This window comes from Nocardia sp. NPDC058633 (assembly GCF_042717045.1).
GTDB lineage: Bacteria > Actinomycetota > Actinomycetes > Mycobacteriales > Mycobacteriaceae > Nocardia.
Genome location: NZ_JBHXRA010000004.1, coordinates 43636 through 62858, shown reverse-complemented (window position 1 = coordinate 62858; position 19223 = coordinate 43636). Strand labels below are relative to the sequence as shown.

12 protein-coding genes are annotated in these 19223 nt (G+C 62.4%); 2 read left to right on the top strand and 10 right to left on the bottom strand.

Translation table 11 applies throughout. The features are described 5' to 3' along the window. Window positions 1–438: 438 nt before the first annotated feature. From ACFWUR_RS06130 to ACFWUR_RS06100, 7 genes are all read right to left on the bottom strand, one after another. Window positions 439–3240: an AAA domain-containing protein gene (locus tag ACFWUR_RS06130; protein ID WP_378902676.1), complete on the bottom strand. Its 2802-nt coding sequence runs from the start codon at window positions 3238–3240 to the stop codon at window positions 439–441. Continuing rightward, the gene (locus ACFWUR_RS06125; RefSeq protein ID WP_378902674.1) at window positions 3241–5115 is read right to left on the bottom strand and encodes a hypothetical protein; all 1875 of its coding nucleotides are present in this window, start codon (window positions 5113–5115) and stop codon (window positions 3241–3243) included. It lies immediately after the preceding gene. Further along, on the bottom strand, window positions 5112–5801 hold the full coding sequence (locus tag ACFWUR_RS06120; RefSeq protein ID WP_378902671.1) for a protein phosphatase 2C domain-containing protein: 690 nt from the start codon (window positions 5799–5801) through the stop codon (window positions 5112–5114). The genes ACFWUR_RS06125 and ACFWUR_RS06120 overlap by 4 nt, the downstream gene beginning before the upstream one ends. Window positions 5802–5851: 50 nt before the next feature. After that, entirely contained in the window at window positions 5852–6817 is a 966-nt protein-coding gene (locus ACFWUR_RS06115) for a VWA domain-containing protein (protein WP_378902668.1), read from the bottom strand. Window positions 6818–7684: 867 nt separating this feature from the next. Continuing rightward, window positions 7685–9436, bottom strand: coding sequence for an AAA family ATPase (locus tag ACFWUR_RS06110; protein WP_378902665.1), 1752 nt, complete (start codon window positions 9434–9436; stop codon window positions 7685–7687). A gap of 10 nt (window positions 9437–9446) precedes the next feature. Next, window positions 9447–10841 (bottom strand): hypothetical protein, encoded by a 1395-nt coding sequence (locus tag ACFWUR_RS06105; RefSeq protein WP_378902662.1) that lies wholly within the window; start codon window positions 10839–10841, stop codon window positions 9447–9449. Beyond that, window positions 10838–11839, bottom strand: a complete 1002-nt coding sequence (locus ACFWUR_RS06100) for a hypothetical protein (RefSeq protein ID WP_378902659.1) — start codon at window positions 11837–11839, stop codon at window positions 10838–10840. The genes ACFWUR_RS06105 and ACFWUR_RS06100 overlap by 4 nt, the downstream gene beginning before the upstream one ends. Window positions 11840–12446: 607 nt before the next feature. On the opposite strand from ACFWUR_RS06100, the gene ACFWUR_RS06095 reads away from it, so the two are divergent. Both ACFWUR_RS06095 and ACFWUR_RS06090 read left to right on the top strand, forming a co-directional pair. Continuing rightward, window positions 12447–12704: a hypothetical protein gene (locus ACFWUR_RS06095; RefSeq protein WP_378902656.1), complete on the top strand. Its 258-nt coding sequence runs from the start codon at window positions 12447–12449 to the stop codon at window positions 12702–12704. A 373-nt stretch (window positions 12705–13077) separates the two neighbouring features. Beyond that, window positions 13078–14556 carry a ThiF family adenylyltransferase gene (locus tag ACFWUR_RS06090; protein WP_378902653.1) on the top strand — a complete coding sequence of 493 codons (1479 nt, stop codon included), beginning with the start codon at window positions 13078–13080 and terminating at the stop codon, window positions 14554–14556. Between the two features lie 1130 nt (window positions 14557–15686). Here ACFWUR_RS06090 and ACFWUR_RS06085 read toward each other — a convergent pair. The 3 genes from ACFWUR_RS06085 to ACFWUR_RS06075 form a co-directional block, all read right to left on the bottom strand. After that, window positions 15687–17645 (bottom strand): acetoacetate--CoA ligase, encoded by a 1959-nt coding sequence (locus tag ACFWUR_RS06085; RefSeq protein WP_378902650.1) that lies wholly within the window; start codon window positions 17643–17645, stop codon window positions 15687–15689. Beyond that, window positions 17642–18373 carry a class II aldolase/adducin family protein gene (locus ACFWUR_RS06080; protein WP_378902647.1) on the bottom strand — a complete coding sequence of 244 codons (732 nt, stop codon included), beginning with the start codon at window positions 18371–18373 and terminating at the stop codon, window positions 17642–17644. The genes ACFWUR_RS06085 and ACFWUR_RS06080 overlap by 4 nt, the downstream gene beginning before the upstream one ends. 162 nt (window positions 18374–18535) lie before the next feature. Then, window positions 18536–19210 (bottom strand): MBL fold metallo-hydrolase, encoded by a 675-nt coding sequence (locus ACFWUR_RS06075; protein WP_378902644.1) that lies wholly within the window; start codon window positions 19208–19210, stop codon window positions 18536–18538. Between the last annotated feature and the right edge of the window lie 13 nt (window positions 19211–19223).

Here is a 19223-nt window from a genome sequence, read left to right as displayed (position 1 = left end):
CTATACCTCGAACAATCGGCACTTGACCAGCACTTTTCCCACCGCAGCCACCAAGCAGAAGTACGCTCCGATGGGCAACTTCGGGCTGCACTATTGCATGTATATTGCACGACTATTGCATGTATATTGCACGCCGACGGACGCCGATATGACCCACGCCCAGACCTCGCCCCCAAGAAATTTTCATAGCTATTTGGAATTAATCTTCCGCGGGGCGCTCTCTTAGCTCGACCGCTCCCCGGCGAGCAGCCCTACAGTGGGCAAGGAAGAGCCGCCGACCAGAGCAACGAGCCCAGATGAAACCGCGCCTTCGTACGCCAACCCGCGTCCACAGCCTTGACCGACACTCCCCCATTCGACGGCTTCTTCGTCATCGCCGAAACTACTGCCCGCATGTGCGATTAGCGGCGATCAGCAGCACCAGCGCACAATCTGGCATCACAGCAACCCACCAGTGTTGAACCCGGGTGTGAGCACCCTGTCGAGAGCGGCTCGAATGCGGGGAATCTCGGCGCTACCGGTGGTGGGTAGACGCAGCAGCGGGATTCTGTACTTGACGCATATTCTGTTCTTCAACGCGTCGCGGGCCAGCTGAACCGGGTCGTTCTCGTGGTATTCGAACCCATCGACCTCGATCGCACAGACCCATCGGCGGGTGACACGGTTGAACACGACGAAATCGAAGCTCGCCCGATTGTTCACGTACCGCGCCCCGGCGGCTGTCAGCTTGGTAGTGTCGGGTAGCAGATTTCGGACCAGCACTTCTGCACGGATGCCCAGACCCAGGTAATTCTCTTCCTGCACAAGCTCTTCCAGCACCGTTGCGATTATGTCTTGGGACAGGAATCGGGAACGTCGCCGGATTCGGGATATGAGCGGACGCAGTCGCGCGGAGTAGTCCCGGTAGAGCAGATCGAACACCGAGACGATCGAGCTGTCGAAAACCGGGCTGCTCGGGTTCCGGTAGCCGATGTAGCCAATGAGGTCGCGCAGATTGCTGCTGCTTGGAAGCATGTCATGGTTGGTGACGAGCACGAAGCGCTTTTTCGCCCGGGAGACGGCTACATTGACCTTCTGCGGGTCGTCGAGGAACCCGAGCCCGTACTTGTCATCGGGGTCCGACGACGTCTCGTCTAGCACCGTGGTCATCACGATCACGTCCTTCTCCCGTCCTTGGAACCGGTGGATCGTGTCGGCCTCGACCGCGTCGACCAGCGCGTCGGTCACCTTGCTGACTTGCTTGCGGTAGGGCGTGGTGACGCCGATGCCCGTTGCCGCGAAGCCCTCACAGTACTTAGGGAGGATCTCGCGTTCGATCACATCGATTTCTCGCTGGTTGGACCGGCTTCCGGCCACGTGGCGGCGCATGTGATTGCCTTCGACGGTCCGCGCGACGATCATCGATTCCCAGCCGGAAACTCTGGTGGTGAAGGTGATCAGCTCGTCGTTGTAGAACTTACTGTTGCAGAATCCGATGATGTCGGGGTCACAGCGGTAGTGCTCGCGAAGCATGGTGCGCGGCAGCGCTTCTCCGTACAGCTCGATGAACGCGGATAAGATGCTGTGCCGGTGGAAGTCGTACACCGGGTGCGGTGGCGGCGGACAATCCTTGGCCTCAAGACCAGGAATATGGGCCAGCTGCTTCAAATCCCCCACCACAATCACGTTCTTGCAGCAGGCGAGCACGTTCGCGGCCTCGAGCAAATTCACCTGCGAGGCTTCGTCGATGATGAGGTAGTCGAGCATCCTGCCGGTCCCGATGCTGCGCTGCAGGGAATGACATGTACTGAGGATCACCGGATAGTCGCGGCTGAACGTCTTCCACTCGCGCACATAGTTGTGGTTGTAAGTGCTCGGCCGGGGCTGGGCGTAGCGGCGCCGTAAGCGGTCGGTGAGCCACAGCAGAGATAACTCACGGTGCTGATCGGTCAACTCATCGAACTTCGCCGAGCTCAATGTGGCTGCAAGCCGGGTGATCTCGGCGTCGAGGTCGGCGATCTTCTTGTCGAAGTAGAGTTGTTGCAGCCGAAGGACGACTTCGACGTCGCTGGCATCGACCGCCCGCATCGACCGGTACCTGATCCAATGGGTGATCCTGTCGAGGACTTCGGGTAACGCGCCCGGCAGGGCCAACTCGGGATCGGTGTCAGCAATGTAGTCCAGGATTTTGTCCGCGGGCCATCGCAACACCGGCAACAACCGCGGATCTGGCAGCGACTGCCGATCGAAATGGGTCATGAAGTGTTGGCGTTCGAGCACGTAGCCGTCGCGTTCGGTTCGCCGTTGGGCGAGCTCACCCTGTGTGGCTTGGAGGCGGCGCAACCGCCGATCAAGGGTGGCGATCTCGGCGGCTGAGCCGACCTCGACCCCGTCGGTCGCCACAAGTCGCGCGACGAGGCTGCTCCGGTTTGCCTGCGACGCTGCGCTGAGGAACTCTCGCCGCTTATCCGACCGGCCCAGATTGGCTGCGACATAGCCGATCCCGACGTCATCGAGCTTCTCCCGCACGTTCTCGACTGCGGCGTTGTTCGAGGACACGACCGCCACGGTCTTCGACTCGTCGAGCAGAATATTGGCAGTCAAGTTGAGGATGGTCTGCGTCTTGCCGGTACCGGGCGGGCCGTCGACCGCCGAGATCGGGAATCGCAGCGCCTTGTCGATTGCCTCCCGCTGACTGAGATTGGTGTGGAACGGGTAGATGCGCGGCTCGGGCTCGTCTTTGCGCTGGTCCACGCGGGCACCGGTGAGAAACCGATGCAGCACACTGTCCGGGTGGAGGAAAGTGAGCTTTTCGAGCCCTTCCCGCAGCAGTCGTCCCTCCGCGGGCAGTAGTCCCGCAAGTTCGCGCCAGTAATGCAGTACTGCAGCCGATTCCGGATTCGCCGCGCCGTTGCGAATGATCTCGACCTCGCTGGTCGGGCAGGCAAGCAAGGCCCCAGCCTGGCTGAAGATGTGCCACCAGCCACCGTCGGGAGTATCGAAATGGTAAGCGCCACCGGAACTGTCGCAGATCAGGCCGTCGACGAGGATCTCGGTCCGCGGGTCCGGTGGCAGTTGTCGCGGGCGGCCCGCGAGGTGGACCCGGTCCCTGCCGTAGCGATAGGTGCCCCCGCGTGCGTAACTGACACGAACCAGATGACCCTCGATCTGATAGCCAGCGATCTCGGCGGTCTTGTTCTTGACGGAACTCCCGTCCCGCTCGCGGACGATCACCGCGAATTCACGTGCGTTGATCGTCACCTAGACCACCAGGATCAGCAGGGTCAGCAGGCCGAGGAACGCCAGCCCGAACACCACCCAATCCCAACGCACCGACGATCTCCGGCGTGCCGGGTAGTTCACCGGCGGGGGCCACAGAGCAGGTAACCGTGGCTGTGGTGGCCGGGGAGGCGGCGGCGGAAAAGCTGGTCGATGGTGTGGCGTAGGACGATCCGGGGCGTTCGCCGACGGTGTGGCGGGCGCCGACCGTCCAGGCGGAGTGGCGTGGACTGGGCGCACGGGCCGCGACGCCCGTGGCTGTGGTGGTGGGGTGTCCGGTTTGCGCGTCCTCGGCGGAGCATCCGACGGAGAGGTCCTTCGCACCGGAGCCGCCGGGGGACGCGCCCTCATGGCCGGGTTCTCGTACAACCTGCTCAACTCGGCCTGCATGCGTGTCTGCGCCGCTGAACGATCCGTGGGCGGCACGACCGTTGCGGCTTGCGCCGATGACGAATTCGGCCGCACGACTGCGGTTTTCGTCGGCCTGGCAGGCCTGGGTAGTGCCGGTGCAACGGCCGGTGGCGGGGATTTCAGCGCGGCGATCTGTTGATCCGTGAGATTTCGGAGTAAGCCGACCCGCACGAGTTCGATCTGAGGGACATACACGCCCTTGTTCACGTAGGTCACGACGGTGCCGGTGATCGCGACCTGCCAGCCTTTCAGGTCCGACAGGAGTCGTTTCCCATACTTGCTGAACTCGCCGTACTTGTCGAAGAGCTGACCTGCGACGTCGTCGTGGGCGACGATAGTGAAATCGCCCCGCCGATAGTCACCGAGGTTGAGCAACGCCACATCGCGGCCCTCGAACCCCTTGTTGACAATGCCGAACTGGATTCTCCCGTAGACCGTGATGGTCTCACCCGCGCGACGCAGCAGCTCATCGCGTTCCCCGCCTGCCACGATCTGACCGAGGGCCAGTGCGAAATCACCCGCAGTCGGTGCGCCCGCGCCGGTCCCCGCCAAGACGGCTTCGACATAGTCGTAGTCGGTTCGACACGCCCGCTGCAGCCGAGCGGCAGCATCGGCGACCTCACCGATGCCGGCGAGTGCCGCGAACACTGGTGAGTTCTCCGGGTCGACGAAGTCCCGCGCGGTGAAGATCAGGTTCTCACCGGTACCGCCGAAGTCATCCCACAGCGATGGCTGGTACCGCATCGCGCGCAGCGACACATCGATGACCGCGGCCGCGAAGGTATCGATGCCGCTGTCGAAACGGCCACCACGACCGGGATGCTGATAGTTGCGGTGCCCCTGTTCGATAGCCGGTAACCCGGTGCCCGCGAACGTGTCGATGTACATACCGTCGTAGTCGATCAAGGTGATCGAAAGGTCTTGGCCGACAAGGATGTTCCCGTGCTGGAGGTCGCCGTGTGCTGCGCCCGCGGCGCGCAATGCGGCGACCGCGTCCGCGATCGCGACCCGCACCTTCTCGATGGCGACGGGATTCTGGTCGCCCTCGATCCAGTCCTCCACCCACACGCCGAGCATTTCGCCGGTCGACCACCGCATGCGCACGGTCGGAAACCCGGTGCCGTTCACCATGACCCCGTCGGCCTGGTACACCGCGTCGATCAGGAACGTCAGATCGGGATGGCCGGCGACGAACCGGTGAATGTGCTCGTAGCGGTCGCGCAGTCGGCGCTCATCATGGCCTTGCTTGTGGAAGCAGCGCACCGCGAAGCGTTGCTTCGAAGCGCTGTCGATGGCGAACGTCGCCGCGAACCCACCCGAGGCAACCGACGGCATGCCCTGCGCGTTGCGCACGGGCTCACCGGTTCGGAGCAGGTCGACGTTACGGAAAGCGATCGGTGGATTGGCTACGGCGCCTTGGTAGCTCAGCAGGCTCGGCAATCTCATAGTCGCACCGCGCAGATCGTCGTGTCATCGTTGTCCATGCCCGCTCGGCGCGCGTGCGCCACCCATGTCCGGAATTCGTCGTCGTCACCGGGGATCGTGGCCACGTCGATGGGCGCGCCATTGCGATGCCGTTCCAGCAGGTACTTGGCCAGACCGTCGGAGGCGAGCACGATGTGATCACCATCCTCGTAGCCGTCGCCGTGTTCCCAGAGCGCCGCCCGGTGGGAGGCGTCCGCGGTGTGTGTGGTGATCAGGGCCGGGGTGCGACCGAACTGGCGTGGATGATCGAGAGGACCCGCTGTGATCACCTCCCTGTCACGCAGGTGCAGCAGACACGCGTCGCCGATCCCGATGGCTCGGTACCGCTGGTGCGCCACGTCGATATCCACCCCGACGAATGTCGCCGCGCCACCGAGCCGCAACTTCTCCCGCGCGTACCAGGGAAGGCCCGCCGTGTCGACCCGTTCCCGCCACTGCGACCTGAGCGCGTCCAGCACGCAGAGCTCCAAGATGTCCAGGCCATTGATCGCGTAGGCGGCGACGAGCAGCTCCGCCCATTCCTCAGCGCGCGCAGTGGTCGACGCGCCGTCGGCGAGCGCAAAACGCGATCCGGTGCCGCCGACCGCGCGATCATCGTTCTCGTCCGGGTCACGCCCTTCCTTGTGCCATGTAGCCAGGCGCGCCACTGGAGAGCTTGTTGTCGTGTCCTCTGTGCCCGAATGGGTTTCCGGGTCGATCACCAGGTCGGCTCATCGCCGTCAGCGCGGGCACTCCCGTCGTGGTCATCATCGGCCGCATCGTCACCGTCATCCGAAGCCGCGTCATCGGCGGTCGGGTTCATGAGATCCTTCAGCCCGGTCGGAGTGACCGCTCGAGTGCCGATGTCGAGGAAGTCGATCACCATCGTGGCGTCAGCGTTGTAGAGGAATCCGCGTGATCCCGCACGCACCGGATAACCCACTGAAGCGGACGCTTCCAGCATCGACGGTGGCAAGATACTCGAAGCTTCGAAGAGACGTTGAGCGTTCGGGTCACTCAAACCCGCCGCGGAGTCTGGGAAGGTCACCGCCTGCCCGCCGAAGGCCGACAAATGGAGGTTGAACACCAGGGCCGCACCATCGTCGGTGGACAGGCCACGGATTCGGTCGGCCGCGTCGCGCGGGTCGCCATCGGTACTGGCACCGTCGGTGACATTGATCACGATCGGCGGGAAACTCGACGGATGCTCCGCGCACCACGACTCGATCACCGGTTCGGCATAGGCCAATGCCGACACCATGGGTGTAGCGCCGTCCGACAGCGGATCCACCCATACCGGCATCTGCTGGCTCACCGCGACGACGCCACCCGCGCCGTCGGGCACTCGCCGGGTCACCGCGTCGACACGGCGCGGATTCTCGGCCAGTTCCTTGACCGGCAATACCCGCCGGTCGGCATCGGCGCCATGCAAGATCGGCCCGATCTTCGCGCCATATCCCACCACCCCGACCTCGAAGTAGTTGTAGATCCGCTCGCCGCCACGACTGCACAACAGCACGGCGTTGCCGAGCAAGTTGTTCACCGCCTGCGCCAGCACATCAGCCTTCGTGCCCTGCCCCTGCCCGGCGGGCTCCGACATCGAGAACGACTGATCCACCAGCAACATCAACAACGCCGGCTGCTTACGGTTGATCTCCGCTGAGTACACGACTCCCCATTCCATGAACACAGATCACTGATAGCGCCATCCCGCACGCCCCTTGGACTCGAAAGAGATTGTAGCCGTTGAGGTTCCATCACGGTGATAGCTCGCAAACAGGTTCCGTTACGTCCCGACGGCGATCAACTGTGTGGATGTCGAACGACCACATCGGGCGGAACCCGCCCGGCCACCCGCTCGAACGAGATCCAGCGGCCACCTCGACAACTACGTCGACCCTCAACCAGAAGCGTTGCTGTTCCCCGACCCCGACACTGGCGAAACCATGCGCGAGTGGATCTCCGCCATATCGTTAACCACCCGTGTGCCGAAATCGGGCGGCCGGATTTCCGGCCCAGCGATCAACGCCGTACCGGCGGCACCGTTGCCGCACAAGCCGGCGGCACGCTACCCGAGATCATGGAACGACTTCGCCACAAGATCCCTCAGGCCGCCATGCGGTGGAAGTCGCGCCCCGGACGCGCACACACTCTTGCGGCAAACATCTCGAGACTCGCCGACGACGGCGCCGGTCCCCAGCAGTCGCGGCAAGCACGCATCCTCGATACCTCGATCTTTCGCAGCCGCCTACTGACCGCATAATGCTGAGCAGCAGGTGAACTCACACCTACCTCGCGGAATAGCCCTGCAACCGGATCGAGTTCCGCGGAATGGTCCTCGGCCAGCAGCAGCAGACGCAGCTGGCACAGGCTGCGAACAGTGACGGATTTATCGTGATGGCGGTCTCAGTGCCCGAAACGGTGTGCCCGCAATAACGCGCTCGGATGTTGAGCTGCGGCTTACCTGTGGAAGTCGGACCAGAGACCCCGCCGCCGTCGCTTGCTGCGGACTGCTTCCGTCTGGCGACAGACCGCACCACGGCATTCGGCGTCATGCCCTGCGTACGTCGACAATATGCACATACTGCCCGTCTCGGGCAATGAGACTTCGAGCGAGACGTTCTTCGTAGGTGGTGACGACGACTTGCTTGAGAGATCCCTGCCCAGATGCGGCCCGCGAAAGAATGCTGGCAACATTTCGTCGCACGTCAGGGTCAAGGTGTTCGAGCGGTTCATCAAACCAGCAGAAGTCAGTGGTGGTGACGAGTTGCGCTACGAGTAGGCGCACCAAAATGGTCGCGGTCATTCCTTCTCCTGTACTGAAGGCCTCGAAAGGAATAATCTGACCGTTGACGGTCCGGGTGAGACTGCCGTCCGAGTGGGTGTCTATCCGTCCTCGATCGGGCAATAGCTTTTGCCAGCGCTGGTTGATCTCTGCGGCAAGTGGGCGGATGGTGTCATCGAGCAGTTCGGTGAGGGTCGCCCTGGTCGTCTCGATGGCGATCTTAATCTTGGCTTCTCGGGTGAACAGCGATTCCAATTCGCGCATCGCTTGATCTGCGGTACGTGCGTCGTCGAATCGACGTTTGGCGTGTTGATGGTCCGAGTGCGCATCCATCGACGAGTGGAGCGCGTCTTCGGTCAAGCTGGTCAGCTCCGCGAGCGGAGTATCTTCTTGTTCCTGCGGTCGCGCGATTGGCGGTAGACCCGGATGGGGGATTTGTTTCAGCTGTCGCTGAAGGTCGACCACGATTTCAAGCCGGTTCGCAGTGTCAGTTTGGGACGCTTCGAGAGATCCGATTCTGCGCTGAAGTTCATCGATGTCGTGTTGGTTGGTCTGGTGAGCGGTCTCGACAGTGGTGTCGTCAAGTGGCCGCCGGCAGACAGGGCAGTCGTTGTGCGCCGAATCCAGTCGCTGCTGGTTCAACGCAAGCGTGTTCGACTTCTCGCGACATACAGCGAGGTCTACCTGCATGCATTGGGCGCGATCGCGTAACTTGGCAAGTTCTTCCTCAAGCGTCGCCTCGACGCTGTCGACTGTGACCGGTCGCCCGAGTTCAGCGTAAATTGCTGCGGTGATGCTCTCGAACGCAGTGGTCCAATTGTCTTTTCTCTCGCGCCACACGTGCGTCTCGATGTCGTAGCGTTGCTGAGATCGTGCGACCTCTACCCGCGCTTGCAGCGTCTCGTATCGGGTGGTGCAAGCAACGATCCGCTGCGCGGCTACGTCGACTTCGCTTTGCAGTTCCAACAACTGCTTGGCCGTGCTCGCGTTCGCGGCTTTGATGCCTCGCACTTTGCTTGCGACAGTTTTATTCATACCATTCAGACGGGCCAACGCAGAGCGTAGTGTATCGATCCCATAGTAGTGGCCGAGATGCTCCTCTAGATCACCATCTATTGGGTTGGGTTGGCCCTGCATTCGTGACGGCATGGTAAGACCAGCCAGAAATTCTGGGTCGGCGCTGTACAGGCTACACAACAGTACATTCAGCTTCTCTGGTGGCAGATCGTCGCCATTCAAACGTACGTTTGGCTCGAAATTGGCAGCCCGATTCTTGCCGGACAACTTTCTCTCGATTTCCAGTATCCGCTGACCAGGCAGATCTAGTTCCACCGTCACCGTCGCGGAATCTTCGCCAGCCCTTACTGCAGTGCGCCCATCAGCGGTTGATATGCCGAACAGACCCCACCGCGCCGCCTCAACTAGCGAGGTCTTTCCGATGCCATTCGGCGCTACGACGAATGTGGTTCCCGGCTCGAACTTGAAGGTTGCGTCTGCATAGCTTCGCCAGTTCTTCAACGTGAGACTTCTAATCATTGTCGCCCTCCAGCCCGAGTCGCGTTAAGGCGGCGTCGATATCGCCGTCGCCGAGAATCGACGTCACGAATTCGGCAGCCTTTTGCTCGAAGTTCTCGTCAAGCGACTGCCACGCCAGTTTCTTGGCGGGCTGTAGCGCACGACCACCCTGGCGGGCGACTTCTGCCATCGCGACCGCGGCATGTCTGGATGTGATGGCGGCAAAGTCTGTGCGTGCGCCCGAATCGGTTGAGTCGTCGGTGACATCCCAAACGGTCACCGAGCCATCAAGATGTTTACAGAGTGTATCGACCAATGTCAGACCACTCAGCGTGGGGACCGGCCCGACCGGGTTGCCATTGGGGATCCCGACCGCAGTGCGCATGCTCGCCGAGGTGAACAGCAGCGCCTCGGTATTGCGCATTATCGCCACTGCTGCAGCATCGGGTTCGCTGAGCACGATTTTCTGGGCTGCCGCAGCCAGATCGGTGTAGTCCGGCCAGCATGTCAACCCTGGAGGGGATAGAACGAGAACTATGACCGCTGTGTCGAGGTACTGGACCTTTAATACGGATCTCACAGAGATACTTGAACCGATCGACGCGCTGATGCCACTGAGCGGAGCAATACGGACACCCGTCAATCGGTCCTCGAGCTCAGCTCTCACAGCGTGCAAATCATCCGGCGGCTCCTCGCGTGCTGACCTCTCCATCGCCGATCGTGAGACGACCTCATCTTTCCCGGACTCGGGCGTCGACGGCGCAGCGCTCGGTGAGAGGTCAGCCAACAGATCTCGCAAAGCTTGGCGGAACTCCACACGCTGATCGCCGTCGTCGTAGATCGGCGACCCCACATGCACACCGCTGGGTCGACGCCCTTCGCGCATCGCGGTCATGACCTCGGCAATCGAGTTCCCGATGCCAACAGTAGCGATCCGATTGAGAAACACCCGCGTTGGTAGATGGGTGCGCAATGGCACAATCGCTGCCATCTCTACAGACAGTGGTGTCGAGGCCTCGTCCAGGATGAGACTGTATTGGTCGGCGAGCTCGGAGTCGAGGACAACTGGCACGACATCGGCGATGCCGTCATCGAAGGTCCTTCTGACCCACACCAGTAGTGCCTCTGTTGTGCCTACACGCCAGATTTCGTTCGGTTGAGGATCCGCGTCGTATTCGGTCGAGACCAGGTCGGCCAGAACCGCGGGCAGTGGTGTGGACGCGTCGATGATGCGTTGAATGCTGTCATGGCTGGCGGCCGGGACTCCCTGCTCGCGCTGGATGCGTGATAGGCGGACTCGGCAGGCTACACAGCGTTGGATGTGGTCAAGCGTGGACGCTCCTACGCTGGTGGGATCCTGTGAAATCGCCAGTAGTTCGGTGGACAGGGGGTGGACATCATCCCTCATTCGCGGTCACCCCTTTCGTTGAGCGCACTGTTGTTAGACGTGGCATCGGTCGGTGTTGTCCGGTTTACAGTCCAATCGTCGCAAAGCTCACAGAGGGCGGCGGCAGTGCTTCTGGCATGGTCGTCATCGGCGAGTTCGCGGTGGAGCCGATCGAGAAGTCGTTGCCGTAGCAGCGCAGCTTGAGTCTTACCGGCATCGATGAGTTGACCGAGATCTCGGACGCCCTTATCCATCGACGCGACGATGATTCGCTCTCGATCGCTGAGAGTGTTGAAGATGTCATGGGCATGGAGTGCGGCAACAGTCCACGTAGCAGGGTCGGGACCCGGGTGAGCAGGTTCGGATATTTGTTCACACACATCCAGCGACATCGTGAGCGGTGTTCGCCGATGGTCGAGTCGAGTGGACAGGATGTGAGCGATTTCAGCGGCGGAGAGGCTGCCGGCAGCGGCTATTAGCACCGTCTTGATCAGCCCAAGCATCGATTCGCGATCAGCCAACGGCGCGTCACGTCGTTGGCTGGACCACTTCGGTACCACAACCGCCATCGTGCTGATGGCCGCCTCCGCATCGCTGGTCGGCACTGTGCTGGGGGACTCTGGCCCATCGGCTAAAGCCCACCTGTCGGCGGAACCGGACACCGCTATGAAGTCCTGCTCATCGCGCAACAGTTCTTTCACCCGGACGATGAGTTTGCCAAGGTCCGTGCGTCGAGCGATATCGCGGAGAAAGTTCACCACCGCAGCCTCGAGTAGACGCGCGAACGAGCGGTCGTCCACTGAGCGGAGCGCAAGATCCAGCAGTCTTTTGTTGCCGCGTTCGCCCACGACGAAGTCGTGCGCGGTCTCGGCCACAGCCGTCTCATCCCACATTGACGCATCCGGCGGTGGGGGAAAGTTTCGGCTGATCGCCACCGACTTCACGGTCGCATACAGCAGTTCCACGCCCGCGAGGCCCAAGCGTCGGCTGATAAACAGCTCGTCACGCGGGCTACTCATGAGAACCGATCCAACACTCGGGTCAAATACGGCTCTGGCAGTAGGCCCAGACGTTCGACGTTGTGAGGTGTCCACAGCTGCGGTTCGGCGGATCCCAAGGTCGAAAAGACACCATCTCGATCGAGGCACAGCGAGGGGTCGGCGGGGTGCTCGACGCCCGGCACTGGTTTCGATGTACGGGTGACGAACTGGATGACGGCATGCTTCACATGAGGTGGTGGAACGCAGAGCACGACGACCGGGCGCGCTGCGGCAGGGTCGGAGCTCCAGTAGATCGTGGTAGCCACCCGGTAGAGCTCACCAAGTATCGGCAGGAAAGGCTCGCCCGGCGGTCCCTTTCGCGCTAACAAGGCATGAGACCGATCACCGAGGTCGGGCATGTCCCTCGTCTCTTCTCGTACGGACGCGGCCTCCTCGGCCCTTCGGTCCCCAAGGACGTTGCACCTCAGCCACTTGTCCGCTACTGATCACGGCTCGCCCAAATGATGATGTTGCCGCTGGTCAGAATTCACCGCCGGACAGTTCGGCTCGATGCTACGTCCTAGGTCCAACGACAACAGGAAAACGAGCAAATATCGAGAGCTCCCGACCGGACATGGAGTCCCCCATGACAACTGAAGTTGCCACCACATCCAAACGCCCCGATCGTATCGAGATCACAATCGACGGCCGCGCCTTCACAGTCGAGGAACGCCACCACATTGCGGGGGAGCTGCTGACGCTAGCGGGGCTGCCCGCCACCGGCTACGACCTCACCCGCGTGGGCAAACACGGCAAGGTTGAGACCTTTCGCGACACGCAGAAGGTCAACGTCAAAAATGGCGACATCTTCGTTAGCGTCCACCAGCAAGCCACCGTCGCGTGAGCGCACCTGTCGCAGCGGGCGTCGAGGCGTTCTTGGCCTCGCTCAACGAATTCGGAGCCGCCCCCACCGTCATGACCGGTCTCATCACCTACGCTGTCGTTCCGCCTGCAGGCGTCCTGGCTGGCACCACGGTTCGGACCGGAGTCGGCCTAGACGAAGTGGCACCATGGCCCATGGTGCCACCGCACTGGATCCACCTACCCGCAGAAATCACCCTGAGTGAGAGCAATATCGGCGGATCCCCCAGGCCTGGATGGGTCGCGCACTCCCGCGATATTCACGGCTGGGGTACCGCCGCGCTTCCGATCGCAGCCTGGCTTGCCCACGTCCGAGGAGTTCTCGGGGCGGCGATATGACGAGATTTTCGGTAGCGATGACCGCCGAACTCGACGCCCAGGCCAGACAGCATCTGCTCAGACTGGACGGACAAGAAGACCTTTGCCTGGCGACCTACAGCCCATCCACCGGCGTCCTTCGCACCACCGCGGTGTTGAACGAGATCATCCACCCATTGGCCGGTGAACGAACCGTGCACGGCAATGTGTCCTTCTCAGGGGCCTACGTTGTGCGTGCCGCCAGCTATGCCGCCGCCCGCGGTTGCGGCATAGCTATTGCCCACTCCCACCCTGACGGCTACGGCTGGCAACACATGAGCCCCCTCGACCGACAGGCCGAACAATCTTATAGCCTTGTGGCACAAACGATTACCGGCCATCCGCTACTTGGCATGACCCTGGCTGGAGATACCACATGGTCTGCTCGATTCTGGAACCGCGAACACGACTGGACCGACGCTGAAAGCGTCCGCGCACTCGGCACCACCCTCCATGTCGACTGGAATGACACACTCTGCCCAGCTCCCCGTGTAACAGCTGAACAGGTACGCACGGTCTCCGCGTGGGGTCCGACCGTCCAAGGCGGCCTCGCTCGGCTGAACGTTCTCGTTGTCGGTGCCGGAACCGTAGGCATCGACCTCGCCCTTCGCCTTGTTCAAGCAGGCGTGCAATCAGTCTCGGTAATGGACTTCGACACCGTCGAGGAAGTTAACCTCGATCGGCTGCTCACCGCTACACGCCTCGATGCCACACTGGCCCGCAGCAAGATCCATATCGCACTGCGTGCCATGCGAAGCGCCGCCACGGCTTCGGATCCGAGATTGAGCGGTTACGAATACAGCGTCTGCGAAGAAGTCGGCCTACGCAGCGCACTGGACCACGACGTGATCTTCAGCAGCGTCGACAGACCATGGGCACGCGCCGTACTCAATCAACTCCCCTACAGCGACTTCATCCCTGTCATCGACGGTGGCCTAGCGATCGATAAGTTCCCCGACAGCGGCATGCGTAACGCGACCTGGCGAGCTCACGTCATCACACCTCAGACTGCATGCCTGCAGTGCAACGGACAGATCGACGGGGCCCAGGTCGCGCGTGACCGCGCTGGTCTTCTAGGGGATGAGAACTACATCAAGGCAGCAGGATTGAAGGCGCCTTCCCGGGAAAACGTATCGCTGCTAGCGCCATCGGTCACCGCATCTATGCTTGGACAATTTGTCAGTCTGATCGTCGCGCCTGGCGGTCGTGGAATCTCAGACCCCCTGCGATACTCCCTGTCGACCCACACTCTCGAACACCTACAAATCCAGCAACTTCCCGGATGCCCATACGAGCAAGCCGCCGGAAGCGCGGATCAGCGTCCTTCGCTCAGCGGAATGCACCCGGCCGCCGACGCTGCACGGCGTTCCCGCGCAAACCGCGCGGCGCAGCCTCGGATCAGACTTGGACGGCGTGTTCAAGATCTGCACGACAAGGCCACGACCGCAATGAACGCTGTTGCTGCACGTATTGAATGAACGCGGCATCACCAGGCCGAAGCATCGTCAGACACTCAGGACGCCCTCGATCCGTCCCCACCGACCCAGCAGACAGCAAGGTCGGCGCGCGGTACAGACAATGTCACACTGACCACCGGAAGGCCCCGCTTACCGGAGCTCAGAGCCTCCGACCAACTCCTCCACCTCGACGCCGAGCCTCCTCCAGAACCGAGCCGCCGACCCGCGCGCGCTGGGAAGGTTCCGGGGTCACAGCAACTCAGGTGGCATGACTGCAATCACATACCGTGCGGTTCCATATCGCCTACCAAATTATGGACACCGCGAGTCCGCGGGCAGGGATCCTTCTCGTATTGCACGAAAACGGTTGGCCACCACGAAAAACATGCCCGACCAGCCATGATGCGTAGTCCCAGCTGGTTTCAAGCCAGTAGACCCTAGGAAGGCTTGCGGCTGGCACGTTGCGGCGGCGTGCCGAGGCTCGACGGAGGGTTCCGAGAGCAGAGATCCGGATAGCAATCGACGATATGACGCAGCGATGCGGCCGATCCGACGAATACGTTGGGATACAACATACTTCGCCACAAGGCCGCGTTGAGTTGCGTCAGTTTGTCGGCTGAAGTTGCCCAGAATCGATGCACCGCGACGAGGGGGAAGCCGATAGCGATTGTGACGGGCATCACGCATCAACAGGCCCGTAGAGCACGTTCGGCGACCCTGACCATCAGGGGTTCAAGCCCCCGACGCTGAACACTATTGCACGTATATTGCACGGTCATCACTAAAAAGGCCCTGACCTGCACTTTATGGTGGTCCCAGCTGGTTTCGAACCGGCATATGCCAGGAGACCGAAACCCGCTCCTACCTCGAATAATCGGCATCTACCAGGAACTTTGGCTGCCATCGCGATCGCGCAGGTGTACGCACCGATAGGCAACATTGGGCCGCACTGTTGCACGTATATTGCACGGCGAGCGGCGCCAACGAGCCCCGTGTAGAAGCTCCACCTGATGAAAGCATTAATAGCACTGATGGATAACTGCCCCGCGAGTCCTGCCACACAACGCCCGCCATCTCCGTAATCCGCTCGCCTACATGGGTGTCTCGCAGTTGCGCCAGCGCCTCGGTGGCCCTACTGATTTGTATCGAGGTCAATTTCGTGGGCGGCGTAGTGTAGCGAACCAGTCGATCAATCCAGGGTCGTCGACTGCCGAAGGTGAGACAACCCCGCTGGGATCGCCGCCCTGAAGTACCTTCTTCAACGGGACTTCGAGTTTCTTGCCGGTCTTGGTGTGCGGGATCCCCGGCGCGACGATGATGTCGTCCGGAACGTGGCGAGGTGAGACTTTGTCGCGGATGATCTGGTTGATTCGTCGGCGCAGTGGCTCGGTCAGTTCGGTGCCCTCGGTGAGGACGACGAACATCGGCATCCAATACCCGCCGTCGGGTTGCTCGATGCCCAGCACCAGAGTGTCCTCGATTTCCGGCAGGGAGTCGACCACATGATAGATGTCGGCACTGCCCATCCGGACGCCGTGGCGATTGAGGGTGGAGTCGGATCGGCCGTGCACGATCACGCTGCCGCGGCTGGTGAGTGTGATCCAGTCACCGTGTCGCCACGTACCGGGGTAAGTGTCGAAATAGGCTTCGCGGTAGCGCTCCCCCTCGGGATCGTTCCAGAACATCACCGGCATGGACGGCATCGGTTGGGTGACAACCAGTTCGCCGACCCCGCCGCGCACCGGGTGCCCTCGCTCGTCCCACGCGTCCAGTGCGACACCCAGATACGGTGCCGACAGCTCCCCCGGCCATACCGGCACGGTGCGCACGCCCCCGGCGAAGGCCGTGACTACATCGGTGCCGCCGCTGATCGAGGACACCGCAACCTGCCGACCGACTCGGTCGCGAACCCACAGTGACGTCGAAGCCGGTAGTGCCGCGCCGGTGACGCCGACTGTGCGCAGCGCCGTCAGGTTGTGCTCGCGGCGCGGTTCGATTCCGGCCTTCGCGCATGCCAGCAGATAGGCGGGGCTGGTACCCAACACGGTTGCCTCGGTCCGGGCGACCAAGTCCCACAACGTGTCTGGAGCTGGGTAGGAAGGGCTGCCGTCGTAGCAGACGATGGTCGCTCCGACGAGTAGGCCGGCTACCTGGTAGTTCCACATCATCCAGGAGGGGCTGGTGAACCAGAAGAAGGTGTCGTCGGCGCCGATATCGGATTGCAGGGCAAGCGCTTTGAGATGTTCGAGGAGGACGCCGCCGTGTCCGTGCACGATTCCCTTCGGGGTGCCGGTCGTGCCCGAGGAGTAGAGGACCCACAGCGGATGATCGAAAGTGACTGCGACCGTGTCGATCCCGGTGGTGCCTGCGTCGTAGTTCGCGACGTCATCCCAGCTCAGCGACTCGAGTACGGTGAGCCCGAGGTGGGGCACGGCGATCGTCGCGCGCAAACTGGGAATTCGGTCGCGCAGCGTGGTGATGGCGTCGCGTTTGTCGTGGATCTTGCCGCCGTAGCGGTATCCGTCGCAGGTGATCAGCACCAGCGGCTCTAGTTGACCGAGTCGGTCGAGCGCCGCGTGGGCCGAGTAGTCCTGTCCGCACGCGCTCCAGATCGCGCCGAGACTGGCGGTGGCCAGAAACGCGATCACCGCCTCGGGAATGTTCGGTAGGTACCCGACCACGCGATCGCCTGGATCGACACCCATCGAGCGTAGTGATCGCGCCAGTGTGGCGGTGCGGGTGAGCAATTCGTCCCAGCTGATCTCGCGGAGGCCGCCGTCTTCAGTGGGTGCCAGGATGGCGGCTTTATCCGTGCGGGCGTTGCGCACCACTTGAGCGACATAGTTGAGCCGGGTTCCGGGGAACCAGCGTGCGTCGGGCATAGGTTGCTCGGTGAGCACTGCTCCTCGCGCTTTGCCGAGGTCGAACCAGTCCCACACGGCGCGCCAGAAGTCGGGCACGTCGCTGATCGACCAGCGCCACAACGCCGCATAGTCGGGGAAGGCGATCCCGGTACGGGTTGTGACGAAGTCGGTGAACGCGGTGAGCTGGGCCTGGGCGATGTCTTCCGGAGTGGGCGACCACTGTGGCACTGGCTGGTCGTCGCTCATCGTGGGCCCGCACCGGTCTCACCCGAGCACGGAACGTCGGATCCACGTTCCGCGCTGCGGAGCAGGTAGTCGAAGCCGGCCTGGATTTGCGTCGGGTTCCAGACCTGGCTGCGCTTGTATTGAGTCTCGGACTCGCTCGACCAGGTTTTCGGTTCACCCGCCGACAGGGACATGAGCTGGGTGCGGCACGCGCGTTCGAGCAGTACGGAATACATGACGGCAGTCGCCGCGTCGGGGCCGACAGTGACCGCGCCGTGATTCGGGATGAGGACCGCGGCACTGTCGCCGAGTGTGGTGGCCAACGCGTCGCCCAGGCTGTTGGTGTCGATCAGGGCTCCGGTTTCGGTGAAACGTGGCAGTCGCGAGTACGCGAACAGCACCCCGTCGTGGGAGATCGGCCGGATTTCGCAATTCAGTGACGCGAACGCCGACAGTGCTGGTGCGTGGGTGTGTACGACGCTGCCGACGTCGGGTCGCACCGCCATGATAGCGGTGTGGATGGGGTATTCGAGATGGCGTCGACCTGTTCCGTCGAGAACGACGCCCGCGGGTGAGACGAGGACGACCTTGTCGTCGTCGATTTCCTCGAATCCCCACCCGGATGCCTTCATCCAGACGCCACGGCCCTCGGGGTCGCGGACCGAGGCGTGTCCCCACACCATGTCGCCCAAACCTGCGACGGCGAGAGCCCGGCTCGCCTGCACAACATGAGTTCGTGGGTCGGTCACGGTGTCTCCTGGGGTTTCAATGGGATCGGGCGCCAGCAGAATCGAGGACAACGCGGTCGGCGCCGGGGACGCTGGTGGTCGATGCAGCCGCGATAGACGTCGACGGGATCCGGTGGCGGAAGTGCCGAGCAAGACCAATCCTGCCGAACGTTCAGGGCACCGCTAGGGCGAGATCGGGTGCGAGGTCGCGTGGTCGAGAACCAGTACTTCGGTGATCTCGGGCGCGAGGTTCTTCAGCAACTGGCAGTGCATGTTCTGGTGTGCGGGCGCCAGACCTGCCTGGTGAATCGGCACTACGACGCGCGGAGCGATCGACCGCAGGTAGTCGATACCCTCGCCGATCTTCATCCACGGCCCGCCGATCGGCAGCAACAAGACATCGACAGGCGTAGCGATCTCGTCGAAAGCATCGCCCGGGTGGAAGACGGCGTCGTCGATCAGATAGCCGACGTTGTCCGAGGTGGGCAACGCCGAATGGACGCACGCGTGCTCACCGCCGGTGATCACGATGTCGTGGCCGAGCACCGAGAGCTTCTGGCCCGGCTGCGCCACGTGCGCGGGCCGCCGCATGTTTTCGGGATAGTCGGGGCTGTCCAGTGCCACGAGTGTGCCCTCGCCGACGATCAGCTGGGCGGCGGGGTTGGCCGCCATCAGCGCCGCGAGCCGCGGACCGTCGAGGTGGTCGGGGTGGGCATGGGTGATCAGGATCAGGTCGAGGTCGGCCAAGTCCTCGAACCCCTGCGAGTAGGTACCCGGGTCGAACAGGATTCGCGTCGAGGCGGCCGTGCCCGGGATCTCCACGAGAACGCAGGCGTGCCCGAAGTGGGTGATGTTCATAGCTTTTCGCCTT